General features: G+C 49.3%; 18 protein-coding genes, 1 tRNA gene, 1 rRNA gene and 1 other annotated feature. Of the genes, 4 read left to right on the top strand and 16 right to left on the bottom strand.

Annotated features, from left to right (window positions below; translation table 11 throughout):
- Positions 1-183: 183 nt before the first annotated feature.
- The 11 genes from FYJ34_RS08310 to FYJ34_RS08265 all read right to left on the bottom strand — a co-directional run bounded on the left by FYJ34_RS08310 (position 184) and on the right by FYJ34_RS08265 (position 14,061).
- The gene (locus tag FYJ34_RS08310; RefSeq protein WP_154477769.1) at positions 184-1,359 is read right to left on the bottom strand and encodes a sensor histidine kinase; all 1,176 of its coding nucleotides are present in this window, start codon (positions 1,357-1,359) and stop codon (positions 184-186) included.
- A complete protein-coding gene (locus tag FYJ34_RS08305) occupies positions 1,346-2,020 on the bottom strand; it encodes a response regulator transcription factor (RefSeq protein ID WP_154477767.1) in 675 nt (224 codons plus the stop codon). The genes FYJ34_RS08310 and FYJ34_RS08305 overlap by 14 nt, the downstream gene beginning before the upstream one ends.
- A gap of 165 nt (positions 2,021-2,185) precedes the next feature.
- Positions 2,186-3,022 (bottom strand): permease prefix domain 1-containing protein, encoded by an 837-nt coding sequence (locus FYJ34_RS08300; RefSeq protein ID WP_154477765.1) that lies wholly within the window; start codon positions 3,020-3,022, stop codon positions 2,186-2,188.
- A gap of 4 nt (positions 3,023-3,026) precedes the next feature.
- Complete coding sequence (locus FYJ34_RS08295) at positions 3,027-3,368, bottom strand: PadR family transcriptional regulator (protein ID WP_235899376.1); 342 nt, start codon at positions 3,366-3,368, stop codon at positions 3,027-3,029.
- A 135-nt stretch (positions 3,369-3,503) separates the two neighbouring features.
- On the bottom strand, positions 3,504-4,541 hold the full coding sequence (locus FYJ34_RS08290) for a YeiH family protein (RefSeq protein ID WP_154477763.1): 1,038 nt from the start codon (positions 4,539-4,541) through the stop codon (positions 3,504-3,506).
- Between the two features lie 201 nt (positions 4,542-4,742).
- Positions 4,743-6,383: a Na/Pi cotransporter family protein gene (locus FYJ34_RS08285; RefSeq protein ID WP_154477761.1), complete on the bottom strand. Its 1,641-nt coding sequence runs from the start codon at positions 6,381-6,383 to the stop codon at positions 4,743-4,745.
- Between the two features lie 30 nt (positions 6,384-6,413).
- Positions 6,414-7,721 (bottom strand): tetratricopeptide repeat protein, encoded by a 1,308-nt coding sequence (locus FYJ34_RS08280; protein WP_154477759.1) that lies wholly within the window; start codon positions 7,719-7,721, stop codon positions 6,414-6,416.
- A 19-nt stretch (positions 7,722-7,740) separates the two neighbouring features.
- Entirely contained in the window at positions 7,741-7,875 is a 135-nt protein-coding gene (locus FYJ34_RS13570) for a hypothetical protein (RefSeq protein WP_268878932.1), read from the bottom strand.
- Positions 7,868-9,190 (bottom strand): bifunctional folylpolyglutamate synthase/dihydrofolate synthase, encoded by a 1,323-nt coding sequence (locus tag FYJ34_RS08275; RefSeq protein WP_154477757.1) that lies wholly within the window; start codon positions 9,188-9,190, stop codon positions 7,868-7,870. Before FYJ34_RS08275 ends, FYJ34_RS13570 begins: the two co-directional genes overlap by 8 nt.
- On the bottom strand, positions 9,190-11,394 hold the full coding sequence (locus tag FYJ34_RS08270; protein WP_154477755.1) for an LTA synthase family protein: 2,205 nt from the start codon (positions 11,392-11,394) through the stop codon (positions 9,190-9,192). The genes FYJ34_RS08275 and FYJ34_RS08270 overlap by 1 nt, the downstream gene beginning before the upstream one ends.
- A gap of 15 nt (positions 11,395-11,409) precedes the next feature.
- Complete coding sequence (locus tag FYJ34_RS08265; RefSeq protein WP_154477753.1) at positions 11,410-14,061, bottom strand: valine--tRNA ligase; 2,652 nt, start codon at positions 14,059-14,061, stop codon at positions 11,410-11,412.
- 213 nt (positions 14,062-14,274) lie between these two features.
- Positions 14,275-14,498: a binding site (T-box leader), on the bottom strand.
- 271 nt (positions 14,499-14,769) lie between these two features.
- Here FYJ34_RS08265 and hydE point away from each other — a divergent pair.
- The 3 genes from hydE (at position 14,770) to hydF (ending at position 18,643) form a co-directional block, all read left to right on the top strand.
- Positions 14,770-15,894, top strand: coding sequence for a [FeFe] hydrogenase H-cluster radical SAM maturase HydE (gene hydE, locus FYJ34_RS08260; RefSeq protein ID WP_154477751.1), 1,125 nt, complete (start codon positions 14,770-14,772; stop codon positions 15,892-15,894).
- Entirely contained in the window at positions 15,887-17,308 is a 1,422-nt protein-coding gene (gene hydG, locus FYJ34_RS08255) for a [FeFe] hydrogenase H-cluster radical SAM maturase HydG (protein WP_154477749.1), read from the top strand. The genes hydE and hydG overlap by 8 nt, the downstream gene beginning before the upstream one ends.
- Positions 17,309-17,374: 66 nt before the next feature.
- Complete coding sequence (hydF, locus tag FYJ34_RS08250; RefSeq protein WP_154477747.1) at positions 17,375-18,643, top strand: [FeFe] hydrogenase H-cluster maturation GTPase HydF; 1,269 nt, start codon at positions 17,375-17,377, stop codon at positions 18,641-18,643.
- 154 nt (positions 18,644-18,797) lie between these two features.
- On the opposite strand, the gene FYJ34_RS08245 is transcribed toward hydF, so the two are convergent.
- The 3 genes from FYJ34_RS08245 to yaaA all read right to left on the bottom strand — a co-directional run bounded on the left by FYJ34_RS08245 (position 18,798) and on the right by yaaA (position 21,739).
- Positions 18,798-19,646: a glycosyltransferase family 2 protein gene (locus FYJ34_RS08245; protein WP_154477745.1), complete on the bottom strand. Its 849-nt coding sequence runs from the start codon at positions 19,644-19,646 to the stop codon at positions 18,798-18,800.
- Positions 19,647-19,845: 199 nt separating this feature from the next.
- Positions 19,846-20,778, bottom strand: coding sequence for a CPBP family intramembrane glutamic endopeptidase (locus FYJ34_RS08240; protein WP_154477743.1), 933 nt, complete (start codon positions 20,776-20,778; stop codon positions 19,846-19,848).
- Between the two features lie 172 nt (positions 20,779-20,950).
- Entirely contained in the window at positions 20,951-21,739 is a 789-nt protein-coding gene (gene yaaA, locus FYJ34_RS08235) for a peroxide stress protein YaaA (protein ID WP_154477741.1), read from the bottom strand.
- A gap of 186 nt (positions 21,740-21,925) precedes the next feature.
- On the opposite strand from yaaA, the gene FYJ34_RS13565 reads away from it, so the two are divergent.
- Entirely contained in the window at positions 21,926-22,051 is a 126-nt protein-coding gene (locus FYJ34_RS13565; protein ID WP_268878931.1) for a hypothetical protein, read from the top strand.
- A gap of 46 nt (positions 22,052-22,097) precedes the next feature.
- On the opposite strand, the gene FYJ34_RS08230 is transcribed toward FYJ34_RS13565, so the two are convergent.
- A tRNA-Asn gene (locus tag FYJ34_RS08230) sits at positions 22,098-22,169 on the bottom strand.
- A 71-nt stretch (positions 22,170-22,240) separates the two neighbouring features.
- Positions 22,241-25,135: ribosomal RNA gene (locus FYJ34_RS08225) — 23S ribosomal RNA — on the bottom strand.
- Positions 25,136-25,385 lie beyond the last annotated feature (250 nt).

The following is a 25,385-nucleotide window of genomic DNA, read 5'->3' as shown; positions in this document are numbered from 1 at the left end:
GACGTCACCTCCTGACGGTATCATAACACTTGGGGTATAAAGTTTCTGTTAAGAACCTAAATGTTTTTTCGTTTATAAGTACTTATGCCCTGTAAACGAAAAAATATCCCTTCACACTTTCCACAGGATCGTCCGTCTGAAGGGATATTTTTTCGGATATGGTCTTGGATATCCGCTGTCGTTCTATTTGTCTTTTCCTACTTCCGATCCGTTTCCGGTTTTGGGCAGACACACCTCAAACACACTGCCCCGGGGAAGATTGTCCGCGAGAGAAATAGTTCCTCCCAGCCGGCCCACAATATGCCGCACCAGCGCCAGACCGATTCCGTAGCCTCCCGTTTCCCTGTTTCTGGATTCATCCACCCGGTAAAACAGATCAAACACATGAGGCTTGTCCTCTTCCCTGATGCCTACTCCTGTGTCGGCAATCCGGATCTTTACCCGGTCCGGCAGATCTTCCGTGCTTACCTGCACATTTCCACCCTCCCTGTTATATTTGATTCCATTCTCCACCAGATTAAACAACACTCTTTCTATCAGTTGTTCATCCGTATGCGCTACTACATTGTCTCCCTCCAGGGAAAGCGCCACCTCTTTTTCCGCCGCCATATCCTCCAGGTCAAAGAGGATCTCATCCAGGATCTCCCTCAGATTCACCTCCTGCGTTCTCACTTCCTGCTTTTGGCTCAGCATCATGATTCCTTCCACCATATCGGACAGCCGTGCAATATTTTTCTGCATGGAATCTACGAACCGGCGGATTTCTTCCGGATCCTCTGTTTTCTTTTTCTTAAAGACGTCGATCTTGGCAGACAGAATAGCCAGAGGCGTCCGTACCTCGTGAGCCACATTGACACTGAATTTTTTCTGTCTTTCATAGCTTTCGTAGATCTCGCTGAAAGCTCCGTCTAGGACTCTGGACAACTCCTGGATCTCCATCCCTCCATTTTCGATCAGCACCTTGTTTTTTACATAGCTGGCCTGCTCCATATCAATCTCAGACACTTCGTCCGCCAGCTGTTTCAGCGGCTTCATCATCCGTGTGATCACCACATAAAAGATGGTTCCTCCCAAAAAAATGACCGCTAAAAAGATGAAAGAGGAATAGATCAGAAACTCGCTCTGGGGAGCTGCCTCCTCTGCCTGTATCACTAAAAATGTCCCGTCCCCGGACTCCTTCTCCACTTCTTCCAGATTCATTTCCAGTTGCGTGGCGATCTTGTCCATGATATGTCCCTGATAGATCCCAATGCAAAAATACAGGATCCCCGTCATGGCAAGAAAGATAACGATGACCGTCAGGATCAGCTTAAATACAATGGTCTTTCTCGTTTTTTTTGCAAAATCACTGATCTTCATCTATCATATATCCTTTCCCGATCACATTTTCGATCAAATTCTGCCCTGTGGCCGTTTTTATTTTTTTCCGCAGAGACGCCATATGTACCCGGACGGTGTTGCTGAAGCTGTCCACCTCATCTCCCCACACATGCTCCAGGATCTCATACTGCGTTACATGCGATCCCATATTCAGAAGCAGGTATTCCAGGATCCCCAGCTCTTTTTTTGTCAGCTTCAATTCTTCCTCTCCCACATACGCCCTCCTTTTTAATGTGTCGAATGAAAGGGCTCCGCAGCATAGAACCGCCTCTGTCTGGATTGCTTTTCTCCTTAGCAAGGACCGTATCCTGGCTTCCAGCTCCGCAAAATAGAAGGGCTTGACCATGTAGTCGTTGGCTCCAAAATCCAGTCCCTTCACCCGGTCGCTGACATCCGAACGCGCTGTCAGCAGGATGATATTCAACGTCTTATTGTATTCCCTTACCTTTTTCAGCACCTCAAATCCATCCATTCCCGGAAGATTAATGTCCAGGATCATCAGGTCATAGCTTTCCGTGTAGCAAAGCTCTTCTCCGTCCCTCCCATTGTCCGCAGTATCCACCACATAGCCGGACAGCCTGAGGCCTTCTGCAATGCTTTCCAATAACTGTACTTCGTCTTCTACGACTAAAATCTTCATGATACCCTCTCTTTTCTGGCAGTAACCTGCTTTTTTCCCCGCTTCTTTTCGGATCCCCCTTGACCGGATCCGGGAAGGCGCCTCCACCTTCCCGGCAAAACTACTTATCTTCCTTCTTTTTAAAGATAGCATTAACCCTCGAAAATTTCCACTGTTTCTATTGCCTTATCTGCACGCAGTTCTTTCTGTCGGGGCTGTCCGTCCCGGCAGGATCTGTTTGTCTCTGGAAAGAGGCTCCACCAGAATCTTAAATCCGTCGATCCCCACAGCGACCACCTCTGTTCCGGCGGAAATCTCCTCTTTTGCAACGACCTTGGTCTTTTTTCCTGCAAATTCCGCATAGCCCCCGAATCCCAGGGGAGTCAACGTCTTCCCCTGACAAAACAGATACGCCTGTTCTTTCCGGATACGGCTTCTCTCCACCTGGCTGCGGATCCCTATATGAAATGCAATGGTGATCAAAACGACAACTGCTGTCTGCAGGGGCGGCAATACCCATACGGATATGGCAATTGATACGATGATCGCACCATTGGCATTGGATCCTCCCGACTGGGACCGTCCGTACCAGAAAGGCATATCGTGATACTTCTCCAAGGCAGAGATACCCATGGCATAGAGGTACAAAACGATTCCCAAAACCCATAAAACTCCCTGTATCCTCTCTGGTGCAAATGCTGTCGTTCCGTCCGTATTGGTTGTCAGAAGCTCCAGTAGCTGTGGCATCACGCTTCTGATAAGGGTTGTAAATATCAAGATCCCCAGGATCTGTCCCCACTCCAGCACCGGCTTATGTACCTGGTTAAACAGATCGCTGATCTCCCCGGGATCTCCCATGCTGTCTGCCGCCAGCTCTTTGGCTTCTTCCTCCGAATATCCCTGTGCCATAAAATCTGCCGCACTGTCTTCCAGGTGATCTGTTAGCTCCCGCCGGATCGCCTGCCGGCAGGATCTGTTTTGAACCCTTCCACAGATCTTATCTAAACATATTTGCTCATTCATCTTTTCATCCCTCCATTACCAGATCCACCGCATGGTGAAAAGTATGCCACATTTCCTCTTTTTCTTTTACAAATACCCTTCCCACCGGCGTAATAGAATAATAGATCCTGGTCTTTCCCTCTGTTTCTTTCTCATAAGACGTCAGAAGCTTTTTTTTCTTCAGAGAATGAAGCAGAGGGTACAGCGTTCCTGCCTTTAACTCAAATACATTCTCCGAACGGTCCCGCAGCGTGCGGATCATCTCATATCCGTACATCTCCCGCTCTGACAAAAGCTTCAGGACAAGCATCGCCATGCTTCCGGAAAGCATGCTCTTATCGATCATCTGTTTTTCTGTTTTCTTCATGATATCCGCCTCCTTATATATATGATCTATATATTGATTATCTACATAATAAATCCTAAAAAAGGAAATGTCAAGAAGTCTCCTGCATTCCCTTTGTACAGCACTATGTATTACATGTCCTGCCGCCTTCTTTCCCTACCAGATTCCCATGACCGACTGCATCAGAAGACTTACTGCTGTGATCCCGCCCCAGCAGGCGGCTCCCAGAAGAATAGGCTTTCCTCCACTTTTTACCAGCTTGATCAGATTGCTGTTGAGGCCGATGGCCGCCATTGCCATGATGATAAAAAATTTAGACAGATCCTTGAGCGGCGTAAAAATCTCCGATGGAATGCCCGCCTGCACCGCTACCGTTGTGATCGCTGCCGCCAGGATGAAGTACAGGATAAACATGGGAAATGCCTTGCGCAAACGGAACCCGCCTGCACAGGTTCCATCTTTTTCCCTCTGCTTCGCACGGACAAAACTTAACAGCAACGTGATGGGAATGATGGCCAGCGTTCTCGTCAGCTTCACCAGAACGGCCTTATCCAGAGTTTCGCTTCCCAGCTTCCACATACTGTCCCAGGTGGAGGCAGCTGCCGTCACAGAGGAGGTGTCATTGACTGCCGTACCTGCAAAGATCCCGAAGGCATTGCCGCCTGTCGTGTCAAATCCCACTGCCACTCCCAGCATCGGAAACAAAACCGCCGCCAATACATTAAAGAAAAAGATAACAGAGATCGCCTGCGCCACTTCGTCGTCCTCCGCCCCAATGACCGGCGCCGTAGCGGCAATAGCGGATCCTCCGCAAATAGAAGATCCTACTCCGATCAACGTAGAAATATTTCCGGGGATCCTAAGTGTTTTATGCAGGATCCACGCCAGGAACAAAGAGGTACTGATGGTGCATATGATAATAGGCAGAGACTGTTTTCCCGTTTCCAAAACAACGCCCAGGTTCATGCCAAATCCAAGAAGGACCACTGCCGCCTGCAGCACAAATTTGGAGGTGAAACGAATCCCCGCCTCCGCTTTCCCCTTGTCATTCCATACCAATGCCAGAAGCATCCCCAGTAAAATAGCAAAGACTGCGCCTCCCACGACGGGAAACTGCTTCCCCAAAAGCCAGGACAAAACTGCTATCACAAAGCAGGTCAGCATCCCCGGTCCGTTTTTCTTGATGCGATCCATTTCAACCCTCTCCTTTTCTTTCTCTTTCTGATTTTCTTTTTAACCCTTTTGATTTTTTTGCAGAGCGCTTATCTCGCACACTGCCTTCCCTGGATTTTCCCATGTACTTCCCTTGGATCCAGACGAAAAAAGAAGCAGCCTTTTGCCAGACATTTCTGTGCTGCACTGCTTCTTTCTGATTCTGTTTTTCTGATGAAAGATCTATGCGATCCCTTCCAATACTTCCTCCGCAATATTTCTTGCGTGATCGGAAATACGCTCCAGGCAGACTAATGCGTCCAAAAAGACGATTCCTGCCTCTGCCTCGCACTGATTGTTGGCCAGACGTTTGATATGCCTGGTACGAAGCTGTACCTCCAGCGCATCTGCCTGGGTTTCTTTTTCCACCACCCGCAGCGCCCTGTCCTTGTCATTTTCCTGAAACGCCTTGTAAGCATAGAGATAGCTGTCCACACAGACCTCTGTCATCTCCTGCAGCTGCTCTCTTCCTGTGTCGGAAAAGCTGAGCTTCCTTTCCATGATCGTTTCTGCAAACTCAGAAATGTTTTCACAATAGTCGCTGACCCGTTCCATATCCGATACGATCTGCAGCAAATGTGAGATCTCCTGGTGCTCCTTTTCACTGATCTGCAGAGAACTCAGCTTGATGGCATAGTCGGTGATTCCGGCGCAAAGGCGATCCACCGTTTTTTCTTCCTCCCGCAAAAAGCGGATATCCTGTTCCTTCGGTGCAAACAGTACATTCTTGGCCACAAGCAGGGACTCCTCCACGATCTTTCCCATGCGGTCGATCTCTTTGACCGTTGCCTGCAGTGCGATGCTGGGCGTTTCCAGAACACGTTCGTCCAAAAGCACCGTGCTCTTTTCCTGCTCCCCTTCTTTGACTCTGCCCAGTTTCTTTGCCAGGCGGATGATCCAGTTGGAGGCCGGGAACAGCAGAACAGTCGTACCAATATTGAAGATGGTATGTACCAAACTGATCTGTGTCTGGGTGATCACACCCGTTCCTGCCGCCACATTGATCAGCTTAAAGTATACGATAGCTACCACTGAAAAAATGATCGTCCCTATGATATTGAACAACAGGTGCATCAGCGCCGCCGTCTTTGCCGTCCGTTTTGCTCCCAGACTGGCAAGAATCGCGGTGATACAGGTACCAATATTCTGTCCCATGATGATGTAGATGGCCGCGCTGAAAGGAACCAGTCCTGCTGCCGCAAGACTCTGCAGGATTCCCACGGAAGCTGAAGAGCTCTGGATGATCGCTGTCACGACCGTTCCTGTGAGGATTCCTAAAAACGGATTATTGCCCAGTGTTACAAACAGGCTGCGGAATCCTTCGGACTCCCTTAGCGGATCTACGGCTGCGGACATGGTAGAGATTCCGATAAACAGCAGACCGAATCCGATGATGATGCTGGCTACCTCCTTGGAAGATCGTCTCTTCCCTGTCAGCATGATGACCACGCCGATCATCAGCGCTACCGGCGCCAGCGTGGAAGGACTCAGTACTTTTGCCCATTCCACAGAAGATACCAGCCACCCGGTTACGGTGGTTCCGATGTTGGCGCCCATGATCACTCCCATTGCCTGGGTCAGATTCATGATTCCTGCATTGACAAATCCGACCACCATAACGGTCGTAGCAGAAGAGCTTTGGATCACTGCCGTGATGGCCGCCCCCAAAAGGACCCCCATCAGCTTGTTTTTCGTCAAAGCCTCCAGCAGGGATTTCATCCGGTTGCCCGCCGCATTTTCCAGCCCCTGTGCCATGATCTGCATCCCGTAAATGAACATCCCCAGTCCCCCGGCAAAGGGTACGATGATACTCAAATAATTCATTCCTTTTTTCCTCCTTCATTGCGAAAACGACTAATTCCCCAGCTTTTCTTTTGCTGTGGCTCCGGCCTGCGTGTCGCCGTAGGCATCTGCCAGTCTCTGATATTTTGCCTGCGCCGACTCAGTGTCGCCTTTCCCCTCATAGGCCTGTGCCAGAAGCAGCAGGGCCTGTCCATCACTGTATCCTTCTTCTATTTGAACCACTCTTTCCAGATTGGTGATGGCTGTATCATAATTGGCCACCTGCATATTCGCTTTCGATGTGGTATACAGACGTTCGCACGCTCTCGGATAGAGCACCCCCGTCATCTCCTCGTAGATGCTTCTTCCCGCCGTTCCCAGTGCAGCCGGGTTGACTTTTAAGAGTTCATCGATCATAGCTTCATCGCTCATGCTGTTGCTCCTATAATAGGATTCTATATTCATCACGATCTCATAGCTGGACTGGGTGGACGCCGCCGTGGCCTGCGCGTTTTCCGTCTCCTCGCTGTTGGCCCGGTAGCCTTCCAGATCCTTCTTCAGCGCCCGGATCTGTGCTTCCTGCTCTGCGATCTTATCGCCGAATTCCACCGCCTGCTTGTTGGTCTGATTCTGCCTGGAACCGGAAATGGCCGGCATGACCAAAAGTCCCATGATCGCAGTTCCCACCAGGATCCCCAGCAGGATATTGACGATCGAATGATAGCCGCCTCTTTCCCTTTGTCCTGCCGGAACAGGCTGGATGATGGTTTCATTTCCCACATGGTAGGTAACCGTCTCCCTGCGTTTCCCCTTCATGGACACGGGCCTGGTCTTTCTCACCTGGTTCAGCTCATGCATATAGGACAGGGTGATCTCATCCGTGGTATCCAGCTTGTATGCGGATCGGATGGCCTGTCTCGCCAGGGAATACTGTTCTCCATGCAGATACAAGAGTCCCATCAGCTGATAGGCTTTCACAAAGCCGGGATGCGCCTGTACCGCTTTTTTCAACTGGATCAGCGCCAGATCCTCCGCATTCTGCCAGCAGTATTCCAACGCACGGTTATAGCGCTTGACCGCCTGATTGACAGCCAGAAGCTCGGCCTTTGATTCCTTTATCGTTTTTATAAAATAATTTGCAATATTGTCTTTTGGCTGGATGTTCTTGCTGAGGATCCATTCTGTCAGAGCCTCTGCCACGTCACCCCTGCCGTAGTAGACCAGTCCCAGAAGATTTCGCGCCGCAACATTGGTCCCGTCATACTGCAGACTCTTTTTCAGGGCTGTAGCTGCCCCCGTCAGGTCGCGGATATTTGCCTTTTTCAGGCCCTCATTGTAACAAATATGGGATTGGTACAAGAGCTTGGTCGTATATTCCATGATTTTCCCTCTGACCCTTCTACTTGGTCTTTTCCATGACTTCCAGCAAAATATCTGTCATATCCGTCAGATCCTCCTGGTGTACGGCATCTTCAATATCCTCCACCTCAAGACTTGGCTGAAACTTTTTTAACTCTTCCTCAAAATTAAGCATATCCTTTGCCTCCTGTCAACCACTTTTTTATCATACCTGCCAGATAGAGAGACCCTACAGCGTAGACTCTTCCTTCCTTCCCGCATCTTTTGTCCGCCTCCCTGAGACTTTCCGCCAGTGTCTGCTTTCCGATCACTTCTTTTGTGGTACAGGTCCGGAATATCTCTTCCAGCTCCTGCACCGGCACGCCTCTTTCCTCTTCGATCTGCGTCACTACATACGCTTTTACCTGCGCTCTCTCACAGAGGAGACGGATCATTCTTCTGTAGTCTTTGTCCCTTACCGCCGAAAACAGAAGGACTGATTCCGCCAGCCTTTCGGGCTCTGTCAGGGACAGGCTCTCTAAAAACGCCTCGATCGCCGGGGGATTATGAGCTCCGTCCACCGTAAGTCTTGGCGTCAGCTCTTCCATTCTCCCCTCCCACGTCACCGCCTCTATGGCTTCTTTCCATCCCGCCCTCCGGGCTGCTTTCGTCTGTAGCAGACTCTCCGCTGCCCGCAGCGCCAGCTCCACATTCCTTATCTGATACAAAGCGCCGGAGGAGATCCGGTAGAGAACACTTTCATCATAAGCATTTCGCCTAAAAAAAGCAATCTTATTCTCTTTGGATCCCTGCAAAACATCATCCGAATCCGTTACGCTTTCCCAGGTCGCCTTTTTCGCTTTCGCCGCTTTTTCTATGACTTTTGCCGCTTCTTCCTGATTTCCATCGAAGATGACCTTCCCGCCGTCTTTTATGATCCCTGCCTTTTCTCCTGCAATGGCAGAAATACTGTCTCCCAAAATCCCCGTATGGTCCAGCCCGATGGAGGTGATCACCGACAGATGGCAGCCCTCCAGTGCATTCGTGGCGTCCAGCCTGCCTCCCAGACCCGTTTCCAGAATCAGATACTCCGCCTCCGATTCCTGGAATACCAGCATGGTGATCCCAAATAAAAATTCAAAATAGGAAGGATGTCCCAGTCCTTCCTGCTCCATCTCTTTCGCCACAGTCTTCGCTTTGTGATACCCCTTTAAAAACTGCTCCTCCGACACCAACTTCCCATCCAGACGGATCCGCTCTCTGAGGCTGACCAGATGCGGAGAGAGAAACAAGCCCGTCCGTTTTCCTTCTGCCAGCAGGATCGCCTGAAGGTAAATGCAGACAGAACCTTTTCCGTTGGTCCCTGCCACATGTACGATGGTTTTATCCACTTCCAAACATGAAAGTCTCCGCAGAAACTCTCTCGTGTGTTCCTGCGGATGCTTTGTAGTAAACTTGGGCAGCTCTTCTATATAGGACTCTGCCTGCCCAAAAGATTCTATGATATCCATTATTTCTTTTCCTCGTGTAACTGGCTGACCCAGGACTTGCTAAGGTCCGTGCCGGTTCCTTCCTGTACTTCCAGTCCGCCGTTTTTATAAATATATTCATTGGAAGAGCGGAATACTGTGTCGCTGGATCCCATCTGCCGTATGACAATCACATCGCCTTCTGACAGCTCTGATTCGTTCAACTCGATCCTGGTATTGTTCAAAAAGGTACTTTTTTGCTTTTCTCCATTGATATACACCTTGCTGGATTTGGTAAAATTTGTACCGTAAAGGCTGTACCCTGCTCCCAGATGGGGAATGATCTTATCCAGGGTCACATCCCTCATTCCCATGATCATATGCCCCTCCTTTGTGGGCGTATGATCCCGGTAGGTGTACTGCTTTCCATAAAGAAGATCATACTGGAGCAGTTCCAGATCCGGCAGATACTTCTTAGTTTTTCTTCTTTCCTGATGGTAGTTAAACACGGTTCCGGAATGGATCCCCAGTCGGTCAAACACGTCTGCCGCTATCTGATACGCAGGAATGTTCCTGTCCTCTTTCGTCAATCCGATATTGTCCCAGATCACATAATTGGTATCATACAGGTACCGTCCTTTCAGATCCTCCGCCTTCAGCCCCAGCGTCGGCAGATGATCCCCATAGAACACGATCACCGTAGGTTCCTTTCTCTTTTCCACCTGCTTTACCAGGTTTCCTGCAAACTGATCCATTTCATAGACCTGATTCACATAGTATTCCCAACGGTTTTTCAATGCCTCATCTTCAATTCCTTCTACTTTGATCCTGGGATTTTCCAATACCTTTTCCGCCGGATAATCCCCATGTCCCTGTACGCTGACAGTAAACACAAAATCCTGCTGCTCTGTACTGTTCATCGCATCCTCAATATGCTGGAGCAGTACGTCGTCCTTGGCCCAGCCCTTCTCCGTCGTCTGCAGGATGTTCATAAATTCTTTGCTGGTAAAGGAATCAAATCCTATGTTATTAAACACTCTGGAACGGCTGTAAAAATTCCCTCCGTTATTGTGAAGCGCATGGGTTCCGTACCCCAAAGCTGCCAGCGCCGTCGCCGCACTTTCACAGGTATTATCTTTTAGCATGGTCTTGTACGGATACTCTCCCGGCCCAAAAAAACGCAGGTTCATTCCCGTCAACACCTCAAACTCCGTATTGGCCGTTCCGGCTCCGATAGACGGTACCTTAAAGTATCCGGTAGAATACTGCTGCGCCATTTGATGAAGATTTGGTGTCACATCCTCAGAGGTGGTAAAAAATTCCACTTCCTCGATGTCAAAATAGGATTCCAACTGCACAAACAGGATGTTTGGCATCTGGCTTTTATTATCTGCTTCGTTCTTATTGATCGCGCCATTCTCCGTAATCCTGTCTATTTCCTTTTCGTTGTAGTTGTTGGGCTCTGTGATCCCCGTATTGAACACACTGGCCATAAAGCAATAGGGAAGTCCGTAGTCCTCATAGGCAAAAGCGATGTTCCCAAAATAAGTAGACACCACCCGCTTCTCGATCGCCAGATCTGTGATCCAGATATATCCGACAATGCACAAAGCAATCCCCAGAAGCGCCGGGATTCGCCGGAGTTTTCCCTGATACTGTCCGCCTCTTTTCCACATGGAGATCACCCAGGCCACCACAGCGGCGATTCCGATCACCAGCACCATCAGCTCAAATCCATTGAAATAATTATTGATCAGCGTAACCCCGTCTTTTGCCACCTTCAGATCCTGTGCATTAAAAGGTGTGACTCGCTTCATCAGCATGTATCCGTTGGAAACTCCGATAAATCCCCACAATACACTGATAATGATTCTGGCAAAAACTCTCCGTTTCACCAGATACACCACAGAAAAAGTGCAAAAGATCATAAACGCATTATACAGAAATACCAGCGGCACTCCCGTCATGTACTGAAAAGCCTCTATGAGGGAATGCCTGGACACCGCTTCGATCCCCAGATTGATCCCACAGGCCAAAAGCGCATGGAAGAAAAGAGAGAAACGGTTCATAAATCCGTATATCTTTTGCATTTGTTTCCCTCTTGGACTGTTTCTTCTTTCCTCCAGGATCCTCTCCCTGCGCTCTTTTCGCAGCCTTCTGTATTCCTTGATGTCTTCAATTTTTAAATGTCTGCATGTTTCCCAGATCTTTTTCAGGTCAATAGGACGCTTGAATTTCTTTTTCATTCTATCCCCTTCGGGCTATCTTCCTTCCAGCCCTTTTAATCTTTCTGCTACCTGATCCGCCATCTGCCTGTAGGTTTCCAGCTTCTCTCTTTCTGCCTGGACTTTTTCCTGCGGCGCCTTGCTTATAAATTTTTCATTCTTCAGCATGTTGGAGGCCCGCAGAATCTCTGCCTGAAGCCTTGTCTGCTCTTTCAACAGCCTTTGCCTTTCCTGTTCAAAATCGATCAGTTCCTCCAATGGAAGATATACCGTAGCCTCCGGAACTACTATGGATACCGCGTCTTCGGAAATATCCGGTCTGCTTTCACATACCACGAAGTCGCTGGCAGAAGCCATCATTTTCGCCGATTCTTTCAGCGTTTCCAGACCGGCTCTCATCTCTGCATCCTCCGATACCACAAAAACGCTGGCCTTTCTGGAATTTGGCACATTCATTTCCGCACGGATATTTCTGACGCCACGGATGATCTCCTGGAATCTTCCCAAAATTTCTGCTTCTTTTTCAAACTCCCAGGAGGCTTCATACTCCGGCCAGGTGGACATCATCAAAGATTCTTCCTGAGAAGCCACGCTTCTGTAGATCTCTTCCGTCACAAACGGCATATATGGGTGCAGAAGCTTCAGGGAACGCTTCAGGACCTCCCGCAGGGTCCACAACGCATCATTGGCGCCTTTTGCATCTTCCTCAAAATGGTAGATCCTGTATTTTGCCAGTTCGATATACCAGTCGCAGAACTCATCCCAGATAAAGTCGTAGATCTTGGACAGGGCGATCCCCAGCTCAAATTTATCCAGATTGTCCGTCACTTCTTTTGTCACCTGACTGCATCTTCTCAAGATCCATTTATCATCGGTACGCAAAGACTGCAGATCAGGTGTGCGAATCTCCTTGTCTTCCATGTTCATCAAAATAAACCGAGATGCATTCCAGACTTTGTTGGCAAAATTTCGGCTTGCTTCTACCTTTTCCTGATAAAAACGCATATCGTTTCCCGGCGCATTTCCGGTTATCAGCGTCATTCGCAGGGCATCCGCCCCATATTCCTCGATGATCTCCAGCGGGTCGATTCCATTTCCCAGAGATTTGCTCATCTTCCTTCCCTGGGAATCTCTCACCAGTCCATGGATGAATACGGTATGGAAAGGAGATACCCCCGTATGGGCATACCCGGAAAATACCATCCGGATCACCCAGAAGAAAATAATATCATATCCCGTCACCAGCACGTCCGTGGGGTAGAAATAATCCAGATCCTCCGTCTGCTCCGGCCAGCCCATAGTGGAAAACGGCCAAAGCGCCGAGCTGAACCAGGTATCCAACGTATCTTCATCCTGGGTAAACCCGGTGTGTCCGCACGCTTCACAGACAGCAGGCTCCTTGGATGACACCACCATTTTCCCACAGTGTTGGCAGTAGTAGGCCGGAATCCTATGTCCCCACCAGATCTGTCTGGAAATACACCAGTCCCGGATATTTTCCAGCCAGTGCAGGTAGATCTTGTCAAACCGCTCCGGAACAAATTTCAGTTCTCCATTTTTTACCGCCTCAATAGCAGGCTTTGCCAATTCTTCCATTCTGACGAACCACTGCTGCTTGATCATGGGCTCTACTGTCGTATGGCATCTGTCGTGTGTTCCTACATTATGGGAATGGGGAACGACCTTCACCAGATATCCCTGCTCCTCCAGATCTTTCACGATTCGCTTTCTCGCCTCATAGCGATCCAATCCTGCATAGATTCCCCCCTGCTCGTTGATGGTGGCGTCATCATTCATCACATGGATCTCCGGAAGCCGGTGTCTTTTTCCTACTTCAAAATCGTTCGGGTCGTGAGCCGGTGTGATCTTCACCGCTCCCGTTCCAAACTCCCTGTCTACATATGCGTCTCCTACTATGGGGATCTCTTTATTGACCAATGGTAACAGCGCCGTTTTTCCGATCAGGTGCTGATACCTCTCATCCTCCGGATGGACTGCGATCGCCGTGTCGCCCAGCATCGTCTCCGGTCTGGTGGTTGCGATTTCCAGATACTCTTTTGTCCCCGTAATGGGATAACGGATATGCCAGAAGCTGCCTTCCTGTTCTTCATGCTCTACTTCTGCATCAGAAAGGGAGGTCTTGCAGACCGGACACCAGTTGATGATCCTTGGCCCTTTATAGATATAGCCCTTTTCGTACAGGCGGATGAAAACCTCTTCCACTGCTTTGGAGCATCCTGCATCCATGGTAAACCGTTCTCTGTCCCAGTCACAGGATACCCCCAGTTTTTTCAGCTGCGCTTCAATGGTTCCCGCATATTCTTCCTTCCATTGCCAGGTCCTCTCCAAAAACTTTTCCCTGCCCAGTTCTTTTTTATCGATCCCTTCTTCCTTTAGCTGGTTTGTCACCTTTACCTCTGTGGAAATGGCTGCATGGTCGGTTCCCGGGATCCAAAGTGCATGAAAGCCCTTCATCCTCTTGTAGCGGATCAGGATATCCTGCAGGGTGTTGTCCAGCGCATGTCCCATATGCAGCCTTCCTGTAATATTCGGCGGCGGCATCACTGTGGTAAACGGTCGTTTGCTGCGGTCTACTTCCGCATGGAAAAACTTCTTTTCGCACCACTCTTCATATAATTTCGCTTCGATCGCTTTTGGATCATAAGTTGTATCCATCTTTTTTCCCATTTTCTTTTTCCTTTCTCCTCAAATATCTTCTGCTATTCCCTTTAGATCCCTCTTCAGATATCGGCGGGCCCTTTTGCAACGCCCTCCATACCGCCGCAGTGCTATCCGGCAGAACATGTTTTATTTCACAGAAGGTCTTCCCATAAAACGCAGAAGAAATCCCGCATCGCAGGGCGTGATCCCATGAAATAAAAAATACCCTCTACAATGTCTGTAAAGGGCGACGAATCGCGGTACCACCTTTTTCATGCGGACCTTCTCCGCACACTCATCCTGTTCTTTAACGGGAACGACTCGCAGCCGGTTCGTCTTCCAGATTCACCGACCGGGCTCCGAAGCTACCTTCCATATCTCTGTCCTTTGGATTTCCTTTCAGCCTGTGGGAATTCCTCTCTGAAAAAGGGATGATATGTACTCCTCTTCTTCACTGCCTTTTGCAATCAATTACTGAATATGATAGTCATCCTGCCTTTGTTTGTCAAGCGACTTCATGGAATTTTAAGGATCCTGTTAAAAACCAAACTTATATTGTGTCCCATTTCTCACCATGCTATAATTTTTTTATCAAACAGGCCACGACAGTGAAGGCTTTCCCCACGGATCCCGCCCTGTGGTTTTTTCATTCCAAAGCCTATGGCGCCCGCTTACGACCTGCCTTTCTTGCGCAGGCCTTTTGTTTTTTACCGATAATCTACCTTATAGCAAAGGATGACCTTTATGGAAGAAACTTCACATTTAAAAGCCCTTGTCCAAAAGCTGACGGATACCCATCAGCTGGAGCGGGAGGAATGGGTGACGCTGCTTCAGGGGCAGTCTCCCGAATTTTCGGAATATCTGTTTGCTCTCGCCAGAAAAGTCCGCCAGAAGCATTACGGCACGGACGTCTACGTGCGGGGACTGATCGAATTTACCAACTACTGCAGGAACGACTGCTATTACTGTGGGATCCGAAAAAGCAACCCCACCGCCTCCCGGTACCGTCTGAGTCCGGAGGAAATCCTCTCCTGCTGCCGCATCGGCTACCGGCTGGGATTCCGTACCTTTGTACTGCAGGGCGGAGAAGATGGGTATTATACCGATGCCCGCCTGGTCCCTCTGGTGGAACGGATCAAGACGTCCTATCCCGACTGTGCCATTACCCTGTCTGTAGGAGAACGTGACCGTAACAGCTATCAACGGCTGTTTGATGCGGGAGCCGACCGTTATCTGCTCCGTCACGAAACCTTTCAGCATACACACTACAGTAAGCTGCATCCTGCTTCTTTGTCTGCCGGACACCGGCAGGACTGCCTCTGGACTTTAAAAGAGATCGGGTATCAGGTCGGAACCGGATTCATGGTGGGTTCTCCCTTTCAAACCGACCAACATCTGGCAGAGGATCTGCTGTTTATTACCCGCCTGAATCCTCAGATGGTGGGGATCGGACCTTTTATCCCCCATCATGCCACACCTTTTGCAAAAAAATCGGCAGGTACTTTGGAAAAGACTCTGTTTTTACTGGCGCTCTTAAGGCTCCTGCTGCCCAAAGTCCTGCTACCGGCCACCACCGCCTTAGGCACGATTCATCCCAAAGGCAGGGAACTGGGGATTCTGGCCGGCGCTAATGTAGTAATGCCCAACCTTTCTCCCACTTCTGTGCGAAAGGATTACGCTTTATATGACAACAAGATCTGTACCGGCGACGAAGCCGCAGAGTGCCGTGTCTGTCTGGAAAGACGGGTCAACTCCATCGGATACCAGATCACAACTGCCAGAGGAGATTCCCTGAACCTGGATTCCTACTCTGCCGCTATCAATCCCATAGACTCAAAAGGAGGATACCCTTATGTATGACGTTCATTCCAAACACGCAGAAGATTTTATCAATCACCAGGAGATTTTGGATACGCTGGCCTATGCCGATGAAAACTGCCACAACACGGCTCTGATGGAAGCTCTGATCCAAAAGGCAGCGCTCAGAAAAGGACTTTCTCACCGGGAAGCCTCTCTTCTTCTTGCCTGTCAGGATCCACAGCTTAACGAAAAAATCTTCCGCCTTGCTCAGCAAATCAAGAAAGATTTTTACGGCAACCGCATCGTTTTGTTTGCCCCGCTGTATCTTTCCAATTATTGTGTCAATGGCTGTACCTATTGTCCCTACCATCTGAAAAACAAGACGATCCGGAGAAAAAAGCTGACCCAGGAGGAGATCCGTAGAGAAGTCATCGCGCTCCAGGATATGGGACATAAGCGTCTTGCGCTGGAAGCCGGAGAGGATCCCGTTCATAATACCATGGACTACTATCTGGAATCCATCGAGACGATCTACAGTATCCGGCATAAAAACGGAGCGATACGCCGTGCCAACATTAATATCGCCGCCACGACCACAGATAATTACCGCCTGCTAAAAGAAGCCGGCATCGGTACTTATATCCTGTTTCAGGAAACCTACCATAAGGAAAGTTACCTGAAGCTGCATCCTGCCGGTCCCAAGCACGACTACGATTATCATACGGAGGCCATGGATCGCGCCATGGAAGGCGGTGTGGATGATGTGGGGATCGGAGTCCTCTTTGGGTTGGACAAATACCGCTATGAATTTGCCGGACTTTTGATGCATGCCGAGCATCTGGAGGCTGCCTTCGGCGTCGGTCCTCACACCATCAGCGTTCCCCGGCTCAGAGATGCAGACGACATTGATTCTTCTTCCTTTAAAAACGGAATTGACGATGCAACCTTTGAAAAAATCGTAGCCTGTATCCGGATCTCTGTTCCCTACACCGGCATGATCGTCTCTACCCGCGAGAGTAAAGATGTTCGCCAACGGGTCCTGCAGCTGGGGATCTCCCAGATCAGCGGCGGCTCCAAAACCAGCGTAGGGGGATACTACCAGCCGGAAACCGACGAAGACAATTCCAAGCAGTTTGATATCAATGACGACCGTACTCTGGATGAGGTGGTACACTGGCTGATGGAAATGGACTATATTCCCAGCTTCTGCACCGCCTGTTACCGGGAGGGTCGGACCGGCGACCGGTTTATGTCCCTCTGCAAAAGCGGCCAGATCCAGAACTGCTGTCACCCCAACGCACTGATGACCCTTCAGGAATATCTGATGGATTACGCCTCACCTTCCACCAGAGCTTTGGGAGAGGCCATCATCGACCGGGAGGTTGCCAATGTTCCTAATCTGAAAGCCCGCTCTGTCGTACTGGAAAACCTCCGACTGATTCGGGACAATAACCGCCGAGATTTTCGTTTTTAGTCCGGGAATGTTTTGACTGCGCAGGTGTTTTATTCAGAAAGTGTTTCACCCAGAAAGGAGTGTTTTATGAGTCTCAATCAAACCCCTTCTGCCAACCGCATCCACATTGGGATCTTCGGTCGGCGAAATGCCGGGAAATCCAGCTTGTTAAATGCACTGACGAGCCAGTCCCTTTCTATCGTATCTCCTGTGAAAGGAACCACCACCGATCCCGTCCAGAAAACCATGGAGCTTCTTCCTCTGGGGCCGGTGGTGCTGATCGACACGCCGGGACTGGACGACGTGGGGGAACTGGGCGAAAAGAGAGTTCAAAAAGCGTTTCAGGCGCTAAACAAAACGGACCTTGTGCTTCTGGTGGCAGACTATTCCGAAGGATTGTCCGCCTGTGAATATGATTTATTGGAAGCTGTCCGCAAAAAGCAGCTCCCCTGTATCCTGGTTTGGAACAAATGGGATCTGGCAACAGTTTCTTCCGGTGAGAATGTCTGTTCTTCCCAAAAGCCTGCTGCTTCCGGGAACCTTCCCGCAGCTGCTCAGAACCTTCCTGCGGCTGCTTCCGAAAACCTTCCCTCTATCTGCGTCAGCGCTTCCCTGGGCTGGCACATCCGGGAACTGAAGGAGTTGATCGGGAAAACGTTTCCTCAAAAGCAACAGGCTCCTTTGATCCGGGATCTGGTACGACCTTCTGACCTGGTGGTGCTGGTCATTCCCATCGACACCTCTGCTCCTAAAGGGCGCCTGATCCTGCCCCAGCAGCAGGTGATCCGGGATCTGCTGGACGGAGGCGCTGTTTCAGTAGTGGCATCCGATGCGGAGCTTCCGCAGGTACTGGCCTCTTTCCAGAAGGATCCTGCCCTTGTCGTCTGTGACAGTCAGGTATTCCATAAGGTATCGCCGGCAGTTCCCCTTTCTGTTCCTCTGACTTCCTTTTCCATTCTCTTTGCACGTTATAAGGGCTGCCTTCCTTCTCTGGCAAAGGGCGCTTCCTTCCTGGATGATCTGGAAGACGGCAGCCACATTCTGATCTGTGAAGGCTGCACGCACCATCGTCAGTGCGAAGATATTGGAACAGTCAAGCTTCCCGCCTGGATCCGTCAGCACACCAACAAGGAGTTTCAGTTTTCCTTTACTTCCGGCACCGAATTTCCTGCGGATCTAAACTCCTACGACTTCATCATCCATTGTGGCTCCTGCATGCTTCCGGATCGTGAATTTCAGCATCGTGTCCGCTGCGCCAAAGATGCCGGCATCCCCATCACCAACTACGGAACTGTGATCGCTCACATGCGGGGAATCCTGGAAAGAAGCCTGGAGCCCTTTCAGCATTTACTGTAAAGAACCCTCTCCATTTTGCCGTGGAAAATGGAGAGGGTTCTTTAATCCTTTACCTATAGTAGGTTCTTTTTATATACAGATTTAAGATCCTGCAGGCATTTCTGTAGCCGCAGATCCTGACTAACCGTTTCACCTTCCTGACAGAAGGGATATCCTAATAATCCAGTAAATACAAATATTTTTTCATTTCCAATTTACTTCTATCTGTAAAATCAACCTGTCCCATCCATACGGAAAACAGGTAAGCCAGATAACTGTTTACCGCCTGCCGCCTTTCTCCTTCTGTCCTGCTCTTCGCATACGTGACAATGATCCGCTCAAGATCCTTTAACTCTTTCTCCTTTGGAATTTTTGATGTCTGGGCATAAGCCGATCCTTTTCGATACACATAATAGGGATTCCCATACCACTCCAGATGCTTCACACATAGCAGCATTCTGACCGTCCAGTCGGAATCTTCATTTCTCATTCCGGATTCAAAATACAGCTGATTCGACCGGATGAAATCTGTCCGAATCACTTTGGACCAGACGGCTGCCGCGAAATTGTTTGTCGCCATAATTTCTTTGATGGGATTTCGAGCCGCCTTTTCCGGATCCACCGGGTAATTTTCCAACTCGGTTATTCCTTTGTTTTCCCAGTATACTTTTCTTCCCATCATTACAACTTCCGGCTTCTTCTGAGCGATAAAGGCTACCAGCTTTTCCAGCGCTTCTTTGGCGTCCCAAAAGTCATCATTGTCCATAAAAGTTATATAGTCGCCTTCTGCAGCCCGCATCCCGGCGTTTCGGCTGTCTGCCGTTCCGCCATTTTCCTTGTGGATCACTTTCACACGACAATCCTGTCTGCCAAAAGTGTCACACAAAGCTGGCGAATTGTCTGTAGACCCATCATCCACCAGAATGATTTCAAGATCCGTATGTGTTTGATTCCGTATACTCTCTATACATTGTTCCAAATATTTCTCACTATTGTAAACTGGTATAATAATGCTGATCTTCATCTGTCTTTCACTCCTTTATCATCCTCCCAAAAAGTATTCGTCCGCAAAACGATCCATACAGTCGCCACTTCAAGGGTTTGTAAAGAACTGCTGCCTGCTTTTTTGCTCTCTCCATCCGAACAATACCCAAATTATCTTTGAAACTTTTTCGCCCCACTGTTTTCCGTAAACACCAATATAAGTGATGTGTCCGGATCTGTCAAGATTTCCCACTTTCTGCCGGAACCTCCGGTTTCTGCCGTTTATCTGCAAATCTTCCCAAAAGATACAAGCCCGGCAGGATCATCACGTAATTCATCAGGCTGATCCCGTTTATGATCGTTTCCGTTTCCAGAAACGGCGGGAGGGCAGACAGAAAATTGTTCAAAATATGAAGTCCGATCACATACCTCAAGGATCCTGTCTTTTGATACACGATAGCGATCCCCACTCCCATTATCATTGTATACACTACCTGCACCGGCTCCTGATGCCACAAGCCAAACAGAAGTCCCGACCCGATCACAGCAAACCACCCTTCCCTGATTTCTGCAAGATATTGATACACGATTCCTCTGAACAAAAGCTCCTCCACAATCGGCCCAACCAATACCACCGACAGAAACACCCAGATATAAGGCTCTCCCAACTGTTCTTTCCCTACCGTCTGAAATCGCTCCATGCTATCCCTGATAAATGGAACTTTGTACAAAACCTCTTCGGCAAAGTTAAGCCACAGACTGCTGATTCCTCCTAAGCCAAATGTAATCACCGCCACCTCTAATGCCCTCTTCCATACCGGTTGCCCTTTGACTCTCTCATCTTCTGTCTGTTTTGTCCACCGGGAAGGCTCTTTCACATCCTTGCCTTCTGCTTTTTTCATCTGACTTTCTTGCCCGCTCTGCTCCTTGCTCCGTCTCTGCTCTTTCAGACAAAACACCCACAGTCCATAGATGCCCAGAAGCCAGGCACATCCGACCGTATCCCAAAGATAATACTGTTGGCTCCATGCTATCCCTTCTTTCGGCAGCACCTGTGCCAGGAAATCAGCCGTATATCCAACAAGCACCATAACTATTTCATAGCAAAATACGGCAACTCCCAGCAGCAGTACCAGGCCGACCGTTTTCCCCATTCTTTTTCTCTCTCCCATGCTTTTCTTTCTTATCCCGTCACAAGACAGAACCAGCTTTTCCCTTCCTCTCCGCTTTTTGCAGGATTTCTGTTTGAACCTTTCCTCTCTCGTCCTCTTTTTCCTCTTCTTTTGCTTTCACCCCGCAGACTGCAAGCTTCCCTGTTTTCTGCCTTCCTGTAGCTTTAGAGGACTACCGGGTCTGCTTTTGCGGGTGCCGCTCAAACACATATTCCTTTGCGGAAGAAAGCTCTTCCCGGAACCGAAAGTCCAGTCGTCCAAATTTTTTCAGCGCTTCCGGCTCTTCCACCTGATGCTCTGCCATATACCGCACCATCTCTCCTCGCGCCATCTTTGCATAGGTTCCTTTTGTTATTAGCTTTTCTCCTGCCTTTTCACAAAAAGTCACCGTCAAAAACCGGTCCCGCACCTCCAGATAGGGCTCCACACATCTGGAATATTCTTTAGAAGCAAGGTTCAATATAAGCTCTCCTTTTTCTTCTTTCCCTCTGCATCCTTCTCCCTTTGCCACCGATTCATACAGCTTTCTTCCCCAAAATTCGTATAAGTGTCTGTTTGCTCCGATCTTTCCCCTCGCCTGCATCTCCAGGCGGTAGGGCGTTACCCCGTCCATGGGCTTTAACACCCCGTAAAAACCGGACAGGATCCTTAGATGTTTTTGCAGGTAATCCAGCTGTTTCTCTTCAAATACGCTGGGTGCCATGTACTGAAATGCCAGGCCCTCATAGGCTAAGACGGCCGGAGTCAGATCTTTTTCCAGCTCCATGCTTTTTAGACATTCCACATTCTGGCGGGCGATATTGTCATTGCATTTCCAAAGAGCTTTCAGCTCCTCATAAGATTTTTCCCGCATCCATTCCAAAAGTTGTTTCGTTTCCTGAAGATATTCCGGAAGCCCCAGATGATCCAGTTCATCTGTTTTGATCCTCATCCTTTTTGCCGGTGATAATATGATCTTCATCCTTTGTCCTCTCCAAACAAAAGAAGGTGATCTCACTCTGTCAGCGAACACCTTCTCTTTTTCTTCTATTCTTTCTTTTTGATTATATCATATCTCTTCCCTAGGAAACCAGATTTCTTCGGATTATTTTGTATCATTTTTCCATCTGTCTTTTTGGAAGCGCCGCCGTACTTTTGAGGATCTAGCTTGTGGCTCAGGATAAGCCAGATTCCCATGATTCCGTTGGATACGGCCAAGACCATTATTGCAAAGATCGGTCTTACCACTACCAAATTACGAAATGCAAATTTCCAGATAGATGCCGAATCGTAACGTATAAAAAATGACCTGTAAAAGAAATCTTTTACAGGTCATCAAACTCCCCGAGTTGGGTTTGAACCAACGACCCTTCGGTTAACAGCCGAATGCTCTACCGCTGAGCTATCGAGGATCATTCTTCTATTCTCCATGTACCTTCAAAACCACATACAAGTTAAGCATCCGTCTTCTACCGATTCCCCTTCGGTCATGCCCTCGACCGATTAGTAGCAGTCAGCTCCATACATTACTGCACTTCCACCTCTGCCCTATCTACCTCGTCGTCTTCAAGGGGTCTTACTACTTTCGTAGGGATATCTCATCTTGAGGGGGGCTTCACGCTTAGATGCCTTCAGCGTTTATCCCGTCCCGGCTTGGCTACTCTGCCATGCACTTGGTAATGCAACAGATACACCAGCGGCCAGTCCATCCCGGTCCTCTCGTACTAAGGACAGCTCCTCTCAAATATCCTACGCCCACGCCGGATAGGGACCGAACTGTCTCACGACGTTCTGAACCCAGCTCGCGTACCGCTTTAATGGGCGAACAGCCCAACCCTTGGGACCTACTTCAGCCCCAGGATGCGATGAGCCGACATCGAGGTGCCAAACCACTCCGTCGATGTGAACTCTTGGGAGTGATAAGCCTGTTATCCCCAGGGTAGCTTTTATCCGTTGAGCGATGGCAATCCCACTTTCTACCACCGGATCACTAAGTCCTAGTTTCCTACCTGCTCCACCCGTCGGTGTCGCAGTCAAGCTCCCTTCTGCCTTTGCACTCTTCGAATGGTTTCCAACCATTCTGAGGGAACCTTTGAGCGCCTCCGATACCCTTTCGGAGGCGACCGCCCCAGTCAAACTCCCCACCTGACATTGTCCCCAGACCGGTTCACGGCCTCTGGTTAGAAATCCAATACTGCAAGGGTGGTATCCCAACAGCGACTCTGTGACAACTGGCGTCATCACTTCCTCGTCTCCCACCTATCCTGTACATACAATACCGAATCCCAGTATCAAGCTGGAGTAAAGCTCCATGGGGTCTTTCCGTCCTGGCGCAGGTAACCAGCATCTTCACTGGTATTTCAATTTCACCGGGTGCATTGTTGAGACAGTGCCCAAATCATTACGCCTTTCGTGCGGGTCGGAACTTACCCGACAAGGAATTTCGCTACCTTAGGACCGTTATAGTTACGGCCGCCGTTTACTGGGGCTTAAGTTCAAAGCTTCGACCTACGTCTAACCTCTCCCCTTAACCTTCCAGCACCGGGCAGGCGTCAGCCCATATACCTCACCTTTCGGTTTTGCATAGACCTGTGTTTTTGCTAAACAGTTGCTTGGGCCAATTCTCTGCGGCCAGATTCCTCTGGCACTCCTTCTCCCGAAGTTACGGAGTCATTTTGCCGAGTTCCTTAACAATGCTTCTCCCGTCGGCCTTAGGATTCTCTCCTCATCCACCTGTGTCGGTTTACGGTACGGGCGCGATGAAAACAATAGCGGCTTTTCTTGACACATGGCTCACATACTTCCCTACTCTTCTTCGGTACGCGTCACGTCTTCAGATTGCTGTACGGTTTTTCCTTTACAGCTCCTACCTCGCTTGCGCCGGTCTTTCCATTCCCGGCTTATGCTTTCCACGTGTGTCCCCACAGTTCTGTCCCATCGCGGTACAGGAATCTCTACCTGTTCTCCATCGACTACGGCTCTCGCCCTCGCCTTAGGCCCCGACTTACCCAGAGCAGATCAGCTTTACTCTGGAAACCTTGGATATTCGGCCGGAAGGATTCTCACCTTCCTCTCGCTACTCATTCCGGCATTCTCTCTTCCTGATACTCCACAGCTCCTTCCGGTACTGCTTCTTCACATCAGCAATGCTCCTCTACCAATCAATTCTTCATTGATTCCTGAGCTTCGGTAGTGTGTTTCAGCCCCGGACATTTTCGGCGCAGGACCTCTCGACTAGTGAGCTATTACGCACTCTTTGAATGTATGGCTGCTTCTAAGCCAACATCCTAGTTGTCTTTGAAATCCCACATCCTTTTCCACTTAACACACATTTTGGGACCTTAGCTGCAGGTCTGGGCTCTTTCCCTTTCGACTGTCCAACTTATCTCGTACAGTCTGACTCCCGTTCATCATCTACGCGGCATTCGGAGTTTGATATTCTTCGGTAAGCTTTGACGCCCCCTAGGAAATTCAGTGCTCTACCTCCGCAAGACTTGATTCGAGGCTAGCCCTAAAGCTATTTCGAGGAGAACCAGCTATCTCCGGGTTCGATTGGAATTTCTCCCCTATCCACACCTCATCCCCACCCTTTTCAACGGATGTGGGTTCGGTCCTCCATTGCCTTTTACGGCAACTTCAACCTGGACATGGATAGATCACCCGGTTTCGGGTCTACTCCGACTGACTCTTTCGCCCTCTTCAGACTTGGTTTCCCTTCGGCTCCGTCTCTTCTAAGACTTAACCTCGCCAGCCAGCGTAACTCGCCGGACCGTTCTACAAAAAGTACGCGGTTCATCTCTTATGGATGTTCCACAGCTTGTAAACATATGGTTTCAGGTTCTCTTTCACTCCCCTCCCGGGGTTCTTTTCACCGTTCCTTCACAGTACTATGCGCTATCGGTCACTAAGGAGTATTTAGCCTTACGGGGTGGTCCCCGCTCCTTCCCACAAGGTTTCTCGTGTCTCGTGGTACTCTGGATCCCGCTGCCGTCTCCTTCTCTTCGCTTACGGGGCTTTCACCCTCTCTGGCTGGCTTTCCCAAAACCATTCTGCTCAAGTTGAAGTTCAGCTTCTGCGGTCCGAACCCGCCCGTGCTCGCACGGACGTTTGGGCTCTTCCGGGTTCGCTCGCCGCTACTTCCGGAATCACGTTTGTTTTCTTTTCCTCCGGCTACTTAGATGTTTCAGTTCACCGGGTTCCCTTCCTGACGTTATGTGTTGGCGTCAGGATGACTGAGGGTTTCTCAGCCGGGTTTCCCCATTCAGAGATCTTCGGATCACAGGATATTTGCTCCTCCCCGAAGCTTTTCGCAGCTTATCACGTCTTTCATCGGCTCTTAGTGCCAAGGCATCCACCATATGCTCTTTTCTACATGACCAAACGACTCAGCAAGCAGCAGATCATCTGTCGCTCCCTGCTTCCTGACTCTACACCGGTATAGCGTTACCGGCGTTGGCAATCGGTCAATTGTTTTACTTCGTTTTCTTCGAAGGTTCTTTGATGTCCTCTCGGACATCCCTCGGATGTCTTGATATTTGCTCCTTTTCGGGTCTTCCGAAAGCTTCCGCTTTCCTCCTCCCAAAAAGAAGTCTATCTTTTCTTAACTTCTATGCGGTTTTCAAGGTACA

Origin of the sequence: Suipraeoptans intestinalis, assembly GCF_009696485.1 — a bacterium.
Lineage (GTDB): Bacteria > Bacillota > Clostridia > Lachnospirales > Lachnospiraceae > Suipraeoptans > Suipraeoptans intestinalis.
The sequence above is the reverse complement of the archived record's forward strand: the minus strand, read 5'-3'. Positions and strand labels throughout refer to the sequence as shown.

Bases quoted from the DNA above. Each gene is read 5' to 3' on its own strand.
- FYJ34_RS08310 (WP_154477769.1), bottom strand. From the start codon at position 1,359: ATGAAGATCAGTGATTTTGCAAAAAAAACGAGAAAGACCATTGTATTT.
- FYJ34_RS08305 (WP_154477767.1), bottom strand. From the start codon at position 2,020: ATGAAGATTTTAGTCGTAGAAGACGAAGTACAGTTATTGGAAAGCATT.
- FYJ34_RS08300 (WP_154477765.1), bottom strand. From the start codon at position 3,022: ATGAATGAGCAAATATGTTTAGATAAGATCTGTGGAAGGGTTCAAAAC.
- FYJ34_RS08295 (WP_235899376.1), bottom strand. From the start codon at position 3,368: ATGAAGAAAACAGAAAAACAGATGATCGATAAGAGCATGCTTTCCGGA.
- FYJ34_RS08290 (WP_154477763.1), bottom strand. From the start codon at position 4,541: ATGGATCGCATCAAGAAAAACGGACCGGGGATGCTGACCTGCTTTGTG.
- FYJ34_RS08285 (WP_154477761.1), bottom strand. From the start codon at position 6,383: ATGAATTATTTGAGTATCATCGTACCCTTTGCCGGGGGACTGGGGATG.
- FYJ34_RS08280 (WP_154477759.1), bottom strand. From the start codon at position 7,721: ATGGAATATACGACCAAGCTCTTGTACCAATCCCATATTTGTTACAAT.
- FYJ34_RS13570 (WP_268878932.1), bottom strand. From the start codon at position 7,875: ATGCTTAATTTTGAGGAAGAGTTAAAAAAGTTTCAGCCAAGTCTTGAG.
- FYJ34_RS08275 (WP_154477757.1), bottom strand. From the start codon at position 9,190: ATGGATATCATAGAATCTTTTGGGCAGGCAGAGTCCTATATAGAAGAG.
- FYJ34_RS08270 (WP_154477755.1), bottom strand. From the start codon at position 11,394: ATGAAAAAGAAATTCAAGCGTCCTATTGACCTGAAAAAGATCTGGGAA.
- FYJ34_RS08265 (WP_154477753.1), bottom strand. From the start codon at position 14,061: ATGGGAAAAAAGATGGATACAACTTATGATCCAAAAGCGATCGAAGCG.
- hydE (WP_154477751.1), top strand. From the start codon at position 14,770: ATGACCTTTATGGAAGAAACTTCACATTTAAAAGCCCTTGTCCAAAAG.
- hydG (WP_154477749.1), top strand. From the start codon at position 15,887: ATGTATGACGTTCATTCCAAACACGCAGAAGATTTTATCAATCACCAG.
- hydF (WP_154477747.1), top strand. From the start codon at position 17,375: ATGAGTCTCAATCAAACCCCTTCTGCCAACCGCATCCACATTGGGATC.
- FYJ34_RS08245 (WP_154477745.1), bottom strand. From the start codon at position 19,646: ATGAAGATCAGCATTATTATACCAGTTTACAATAGTGAGAAATATTTG.
- FYJ34_RS08240 (WP_154477743.1), bottom strand. From the start codon at position 20,778: ATGGGAGAGAGAAAAAGAATGGGGAAAACGGTCGGCCTGGTACTGCTG.
- yaaA (WP_154477741.1), bottom strand. From the start codon at position 21,739: ATGAAGATCATATTATCACCGGCAAAAAGGATGAGGATCAAAACAGAT.